This window comes from Pseudomonas sp. MD195_PC81_125 (assembly GCF_014060985.1).
In the GTDB taxonomy this organism is placed as follows: domain Bacteria; phylum Pseudomonadota; class Gammaproteobacteria; order Pseudomonadales; family Pseudomonadaceae; genus Aquipseudomonas; species Aquipseudomonas parakoreensis.
Map to the genome: position 1 here is coordinate 1 of NZ_JABULD010000012.1, position 7495 is coordinate 7495.

At 60.5% G+C, this 7495-nt stretch carries 6 protein-coding genes and 1 pseudogene; all 7 read left to right on the plus strand.

The features are described 5' to 3' along the window. A partial coding sequence (locus HT737_RS00605; protein WP_182400967.1) for a cytochrome c5 family protein occupies nt 1-257 on the plus strand: 257 nt, incomplete at its 5' end. 76 nt (nt 258-333) lie between these two features. Further along, a complete protein-coding gene (locus HT737_RS00610) occupies nt 334-1662 on the plus strand; it encodes a D-arabinono-1,4-lactone oxidase (RefSeq protein ID WP_182400975.1) in 1329 nt (442 codons plus the stop codon). A gap of 23 nt (nt 1663-1685) precedes the next feature. Next, the gene (locus tag HT737_RS00615) at nt 1686-2945 is read left to right on the plus strand and encodes a DSD1 family PLP-dependent enzyme (protein ID WP_182400977.1); all 1260 of its coding nucleotides are present in this window, start codon (nt 1686-1688) and stop codon (nt 2943-2945) included. Nucleotides 2946-3113: 168 nt separating this feature from the next. Beyond that, complete coding sequence (locus tag HT737_RS00620; protein ID WP_182400969.1) at nt 3114-3512, plus strand: hypothetical protein; 399 nt, start codon at nt 3114-3116, stop codon at nt 3510-3512. A gap of 203 nt (nt 3513-3715) precedes the next feature. Then, complete coding sequence (locus HT737_RS00625) at nt 3716-4327, plus strand: transposase (protein WP_182400971.1); 612 nt, start codon at nt 3716-3718, stop codon at nt 4325-4327. A 57-nt stretch (nt 4328-4384) separates the two neighbouring features. Beyond that, entirely contained in the window at nt 4385-5983 is a 1599-nt protein-coding gene (locus HT737_RS00630) for a ShlB/FhaC/HecB family hemolysin secretion/activation protein (RefSeq protein ID WP_182400973.1), read from the plus strand. A gap of 12 nt (nt 5984-5995) precedes the next feature. Further along, nucleotides 5996-7495: pseudogene (locus HT737_RS00635) on the plus strand (DUF2341 domain-containing protein); the annotation flags it as partial.

A 7495-nucleotide genomic window follows, 5' to 3' on the forward strand; every position in this document is an offset into this window, starting at 1 on the left:
CGCCCTCCGACCCGGCACTGGCGCAGATCTACGCCAACAGCTGCCAGCTGTGCCATGCCAACCCGGCTGCCAACGCGCCGCTGACCGGCGACCGCAAGGCCTGGGAACCACGCCTGCGGCAGGGCGCCGACACCCTGCTTGATCACGCCATCAACGGCTACAACGGCATGCCGCCGATGGGCCAGTGCGTCGAGTGTTCGGAAGAACAATTCCTGCAACTGATCGGCTTCATGGCCAATCAGCCCCTCCCACAATAAGGGCGCGCGCATGAGCATGGATCTGACACGCCGTCAGTTGTTGCAACGGGCAAGTATCGTCGGCGCGTTCAGCGCGCTGGCTTCCAATCCGGCGCTGGGCCAGTTGATGCGCGCGCCACGGCTGATTCCCTGGCGCAACTGGTCGGGCGGGCAGAGTTGCCTGCCGGCGGCGCGGGTAGCGCCAAAGAATCTGGATGAATTGATCGCAGTCATCCAACAGGCACCGGGCAAGATTCGTCCGGTCGGCTCGGCGCATTCCTTCAGTGCGCTGGTGCCCACCGACGGCACGTTGCTGTCGCTGAGCTACTTCAACGGTCTGCTCGATCACGACCCGAAAACCCTGCAAGCCGAATTCGCCGCCGGCACGCCGATGTCGCGTATGGGCAAGCCGCTCAAGGACATCGGCCAGGCCCTGCAGAACATGGCCGACATCGATTACCAGACCCTCGCCGGCGCCATTTCCACCTCGACTCACGGCACCGGCAAAACCTTTCAGTCTTACTCGGCCCATGTCTGCGGGATGCAACTGGTGACCGCCAGTGGCGAGGTATTGGACTGCGACAGCCAGCGTCATCCGGACGTATTCAATGCCGCCCGGGTATCCCTCGGCGCGTTGGGTGTTGCCACTAAAATCCGCTTGCAAAACCGTCCGGCGTATCGTCTGCGGGAAACCCAGTGGATCGCCAGGACCGAAGAGTTGCTCGAAGACCTCGACAAGAACACCCGCGACAACCAGCACTGGGAAATGCTCGTGGTCACCCATTCCGACTACGCCTTGTCCATCGCCCTCAACGAAACCGGCGACCCGGCCACGCCGCCGATCCCGCCCGAGGAGGAGGGTGGCAACGAGTTCGTGACCCTGATCGAGAAGATCGACAAGTACGGCAGTGATTTCCCCGGCCTGCGCACCTCGTTGCTCAACAGTTTGCGGCATCTGGCGAGTTTCGATGATCGGGTCGGCGACTCGTTCGACATCTACGCCAACGTGCGCACCGTGCGCTTCAACGAGATGGAGTACTCGGTGCCCGCCGAATACGGCCCGGCCTGCCTGCGCGAAATCCTCAAGCTGATTCAGGACAAGGACCTGCGCACCTGGTTTCCCATCGAGTACCGCTACGTCAAGGCCGACGACATTGCGCTGAGCATGTTCGAGGGCCGCGACAGCTGTTCGATCTCGGTGCACCAGCATTACCAGATGGACCATCACAACTTCTTCGCCGCCATCGAACCGATTTTCTGGAAGTACAACGGTCGCCCGCACTGGGGCAAATTGCACACGCTCAATGCGCGCACCCTGCAACCGCTGTACCCGCGCTGGCGCGAGTTTGTCGACGTACGCCAGGCACTGGACCCCAGCGGACGTTTTCTCAACGCGCATCTGTCGTCAATTCTGGGGGTGAGCTGATGGCGGTCAATCGACGCAGTTTCATGCTGGGCACCGTGGGCGTTGGCGCCTTTTTGCTGGGAGTCGGTGCCTGGTTACGACCGGGCGATCATGGCGGCCCGTACAGCGAGTATTTCCGCGCCCTGAATAAAGAGTTGAAAGACAACGGACCAATGCGTCCGGTGCTTTTGATCGATCTGGATCGCCTCGACCACAACATCGACGTGGTCATGCAGTCGGTGCGACGCGGCGGCAAGCAATTGCGATTGGTGGAAAAGTCGCTGCCGTCACCGGGGCTGTTGAGCTACATCGCGCAACGGGCCGGAACGCAAAAGCTCATGTCGTTTCACCAGCCGTTCCTTAATCACGATGCCGTCATGTTTCCCCAGTCCGATATCCTGCTCGGCAAGCCGCTGCCGGTGCGTTCGGCACAGCTGTTCTATCAAACCCACAAAGGCCCGTTCGACCCGGCGAAGCAGCTGCAATGGCTGATCGACAATCCCGAACGTCTGCAGCAGTACCTGGCGCTGGCGCAGGGATTGGGCACACGGATGCGGATCAACATCGAGCTGGATGTCGGCCTGCATCGCGGCGGGGTCGGTGATGTGAGTGTGCTGAGGCAGATGCTCGCGCTGATCAGCGCCAACCCGCAGCACCTGGTGTTCGCCGGGTTTATGGGTTACGACCCGTTTGTGGGCATGGGCGTGCCGGGGATACTTGGCTCACCGGAAGAACTGTTCGCCAAGGTGATGCTGATTTATCAGCGTTGCGTGGATTTCACTCGCCAGCAATTTCCGGCGTTGTGGAACGAAAGCCTGTGTCTGAACACCGCCGGCAGCCCGAGTTACCGCATCCACGAAAACGAGACACTGAGCACCGAAGTGTCGGTGGGCACGGCGATGCTCAAACCGACGCATTACGACCTGCCATCGCTGGTTGACCACGTGCCGGCGACCTACATCGCCACCCCGGTGCTGAAGAGTACCGGTGCGGTGAACATCCCGGCGCTGGATGACAGGTCGAAGCTGTTGTCGTGGTGGGATGTCAATCAGCGCCAGACCTTTTTCATTTACGGCGGCAACTGGATGGCCGAGTTCGAATCGCCCGCCGGCTTGCAGAGTAATGGGGTGTATGGGCGTAGTTCGAATCAGGAAATGGTCAACGGTTCTGACGCCGTGGGCCTGACTGTCGAGGATCAAGTGTTCCTGCGTCCGACCCAGACTGAAGCCGTCCTCCTGCAATTCGGTGATCTGCTGGCGGTGCGTGGCGGCAAGATTGTCGATACCTGGCCGGCGTACACCTAAGGCCAGATCGCACAACATGTGACCAATATCCGGCGCGTCTACTGTCAGGTTTTATCAGTAGACGGCGCATTTCTGTTGCGCGCAATAATTGGCCCTCGCGTCGTCGTTGAAGGGACAAGTATTACTTTCAGGCGTTATTGATAAGCCCTCTATAGATAGGTGATGCAAATGGCGACTACCGGTAAATTCGAATTCGATACCAGCGAATTTGGGAGCTTTGAAGCCAGTGAGCTTGATCTCAGCGAGGTCGGCAATTTTTTTCAAGTGAAAGTAGGCAAACCTACTGGTGCCAAATTTCACACTTCGTTATCAATGAATATCGAGAAGTTTGAGGGAACAAAAACCTTCGAAGATGCGCAATTGCCCGTAATTAAATTTATCTCAAGGGAGGAAAATTACATGTTTAGGTATACCGTGAAGTCTGGTTCCCTGACGGCCACCATCTCGGCAGAGGCGGTGAAAATCACTGGAACATTCGACCTTATAATGACTGCCGATCCCGACAGTGAATCGAGAGGACCTGAAGAAATCGTACTCTACGAGGGTGACTTTGAACTTGAAAACTGACGTTCTGCGTCATCCAAAAAACATGGCAGTGAACCTGGCTTCCATGTTTTTTTTGCCGGTTCGTTTTCCTCCGAGTCATTAATGAAGCTTTCATGACAAAAGTTCGGTAGCACATCGCCAGTCCGGTCATGCCTATGTAACGCGCTTGAGGGGCCCAACGGGGCGCTTTTCACAAGCCGAGGCGGGACGCCGGGAGTGAGGCAATGGGGACTATGGAACGCTACTCGAAAGTGGGCATGCAGGAACTCGATCAGCGGCTGTCGAAGATCGTCGAAGCGGCGCGCAAGAAGCCGGTGTCGGTGTATCGCTACGGTGCGCCGTGGGTCTGGATCGTGTCGCAGGATGACTGGCAGGGCGCCTTGAAAGAGGTCTCCAGCTACATTCCGCCAGGCCATTCGCTGGTGTTGCTGCGCCCGCAGATCGACGACTTGTTTGCGGCCCACCAAGACCTGCTGCATGACCTCAATGCCGAGCCCGGCATGCTGATTCCCGCGCAAACGGTCATGCACATCCTGCTCCTGCAACTGCTGTATTCCGTGCCCAGTGAACAGCAGCTGTATGAGCAGCTCAATTACAACCTGCTGTTTCGCTGGTTCGTCGGTCTTGGCCTGAACCAGAAAGTCTGGAGCTTCAACGTCCTCAGTCGCGACATCGCCACGCTGCTCAACGAGCCACGTGCGGTGCAGCTCATTCAAAAAATCATCGGCGAAGTGTTCTGCGGTGCCTTGCTGCAAATGCCTGAGTTCTCCTTGAACTTCGCGCTGCTGCACACCTGGCTCGGCAAGCACAGCGGTGCCTCGACAGTCAGCAACTGACGCAACACACAAGGCGCGCGACAGCGCCAACAGGTCATCGCGAATTCAGGGGGTAGTGTGGATCAGATTTTCACGTCACGGCTGGCGCTGTGGGGCTGGCTGCTGGTGACGGCCGGCGCGCAACCGGCATTCGCCGAAGAGGCTGCCGAAAATGCCGCGCCGCAGCGTCTGGTGGACGTCAACGAATACTTCGTGCGCGGCAACACCGTGCTCGACGCGCGGGCGATTGAAGAGGCGGTGTACCCGTTTCTCGGCCCGCAAAAAGCCATGACTGACATCGAAGGCGCCCGCGATGCCCTGCAAAAGGCTTATCAGGAGCGTGGCTATCAATCGGTGTTCGTCGAGTTGCCGGAGCAAGCAGTGGCTGACGGTATCGTCTACCTGCAAGTCAGCGAAACCAAGGTCGGCCGGGTGCGCGTGGTCGGCGCCAAACACTATTCACCACTGGACATCCGCGACAACGTCCCGGCGCTGAAAGAGGGCGAAGTGCCGGACTTCGCCAAGGTTCAGGGCGAACTGGCGCAGCTCAATAAAACCCCGGGGCGCCAGGTCATGCCGCTGGTGCGCGAAGGTCAACGCCCGGGGACCATGGACGTCGACTTGCAGGTCGAAGACCAGAACCCGTGGAGCGCCAGCGTCGGCCTCAACAACGACTACAGTGCCGACACCGAAAAGCTCCGTGCCGTGACCAGCCTTGGCTACAACAACCTCTGGCAGCTTGGCCACAGCATCAACCTGACGTACTTCACCGCGCCGCAGGACACCGACAACGCCAAGGTCTGGTCGGCGTCCTACACCGCGCCGCTGACCGAGCGCTGGAGCGTGCAGTTCTCCGGTTACCAGTCCGACAGCAATGTCGCCACCCTCGGCGGCAGCAACGTGTTGGGCAAGGGCCATTCCTATGGCGTGTCGGCGATCTACACGTTTCCGTCCAGCGGCAACTGGTCGAACTCGCTGTCGGCCGGCATCGACTTCAAGGATTTCGACGAGCGCCTGACCCTGTCCGGCGAGAGCGACAAGGTGCCGCTGAAATACGCGCCGTTCACCTTCGCCTACAACGGCTTCCGTTACACCGAAAAGAGTCAGCTCGGCCTCGGTTTGAGCCTGGTGGCGGCCACCCGCAGCATCTTCGGCTACGGCAGTTCCGACGAAGACTTCGACTACAAACGCTACCGCGCCAACCCGAGTTTCGCGGTGGTCAAGGGCGACAGCACCTTCACCTGGACCTTCGACAACGATTGGCAAAGCGCGAGCAAAGGCGCGTTCCAATTGGCGTCGGGGCCACTGGTGTCCAACGAACAATTCTCCGCCGGCGGCGCCACTTCGGTGCGCGGCTATCTGGCCGCTGAACGCACCGGGGATGACGGCGTGCTGCTCAGTCAGGAACTGCGCACGCCGTCGCTGGCGAAATACGCCGGCAACTGGATGCAGGAATGGCGCTTCTACGCCTTTGCCGAAGGCGCGCAACTGTACCTGCGCGACGAGTTACCGGACCAGGACGCCAGTTACGCCCTGGCCAGCGTCGGCCTCGGTACCCGCGCCAGCCTGAGCAAATGGCTGTCCGGCAGCCTCGACTGGGGCTACCCGCTACTCGAAGGGCCGAACACCTCGAAGCAGGCATCGCGCCTGCACTTCAACCTTCAAGCCACGTTCTAAAGGAGCACGTTCATGCAGCGCCTCATTCTTTCGTTGTTGATCTGCCTGGGCTTCGTGCTCCCGGCCACGGCGCAGGCCTGGTGGCAGGACGACTGGCATTACCGCAAACAGATCGCCGTCGACACCACGCCGCAGGGCGCCGGGATCAATCAGGCCCTGGGCCGCACCGCGCTGCTGGTGCGCCTGCACACCGGCAATTTCACCTTCGACGGGGTCAAGGAAGACGGCGCGGATTTGCGCTTCGTCGCCGCCGATGACAAGACCGTGCTCAATCACCAGATCGAAAGCTTCGACGCGCTGATGGGCATGGCGCTGATCTGGGTCGATGTGCCGAATGTCGAGGGCGGCCAGCGTCAGGACATCTGGATGTATTACGGCAACCAGAAGGCTCCGGCGACCGGCAACGGCCAGTTGACCTTCGATCCGAATTACACCGCGCTGTATCACTTCGACGGCGCCACCGGCACCCCGGCCAAAGACACCACCGCCTACGGCAACACTGCACAAAGTGCCACCGGCGCGGCGATTGACGGCGTGGTCGGGCGCGCCTTGCAGTTCAGCGGCCAGCCGTTGTTGCTGCCGGCCAGTCCGTCGTTGCAGCACAGCGCTGGCAGTGCGTTCACCTTCAGTGCCTGGCTGCGGCTGGATCAGGCCAATGGCGAGCAACTGATTCTGGCCCGTCGCGAAGGCGCCAACAGTCTGCTGGTCGGGGTCAATCAAGGCGTGCCGTTTGTGGAGATAGACGGCCAGCGCGCCGTGGCCACTCAGCCGCTGAATCCAGGGCAATGGCAGCATGTCGCGCTGACCGCGGAAGGTTCGAAAGTCAGCCTGTACATCAACGGTCGTGAGGGTGCGACTCTCGCTCAAGAGATGCCGGCGTTCAATTCGGTGATGGCGGTTGGCGGTGACCTGGCCGCTGGCCCGTACCAGCTATTTGTAGGGGCTATCGACGAACTGCGCCTTTCCAAAGTTGCCCGCCCGGCGCCGTTGCTGCTGGCCGATGCCACCGCGCAAGGTGCCGAGTCGAAACTGGTGACCTACGGCGTCGACGAAGAACAGTCTGGTTTCGGCTTCGGCAGCCTCGGTTTCCTGCTCAACGCGGTGCCGGTCGACGCCTGGGTGATCATCGCCGTGCTGGTGCTGATGATGTTTCAGTCGTGGATCATCATGCTGCGCAAGAACCGCACCCTCAGCCGCGTGAGCAAGGCCAACGAGGATTTCCGCGAGCAGTTCGCCAAGGTCGGTACCCGTCTGGAGATGTTCGCCGACGACGCGCACCTGGCCCAGCGTCTGCAGCATTCGCCGCTGTGGCGCCTGTATGCGGTGGCGGTCAAGGAGATCCGCACCCGGCGCGAGCAGGGCGCCGACACCTCTTCGGTGTCCGCAGCGACCATCGAAGCCATTCGCTGCTCGATGGACGGCGTACGTACCCGCGAGAACCAGGCGCTCAGTTCGAAAACTCTCGACCCTGTCCAACGCCATCGCTGGCGGCCCGTACATCGGCCTGCTCGG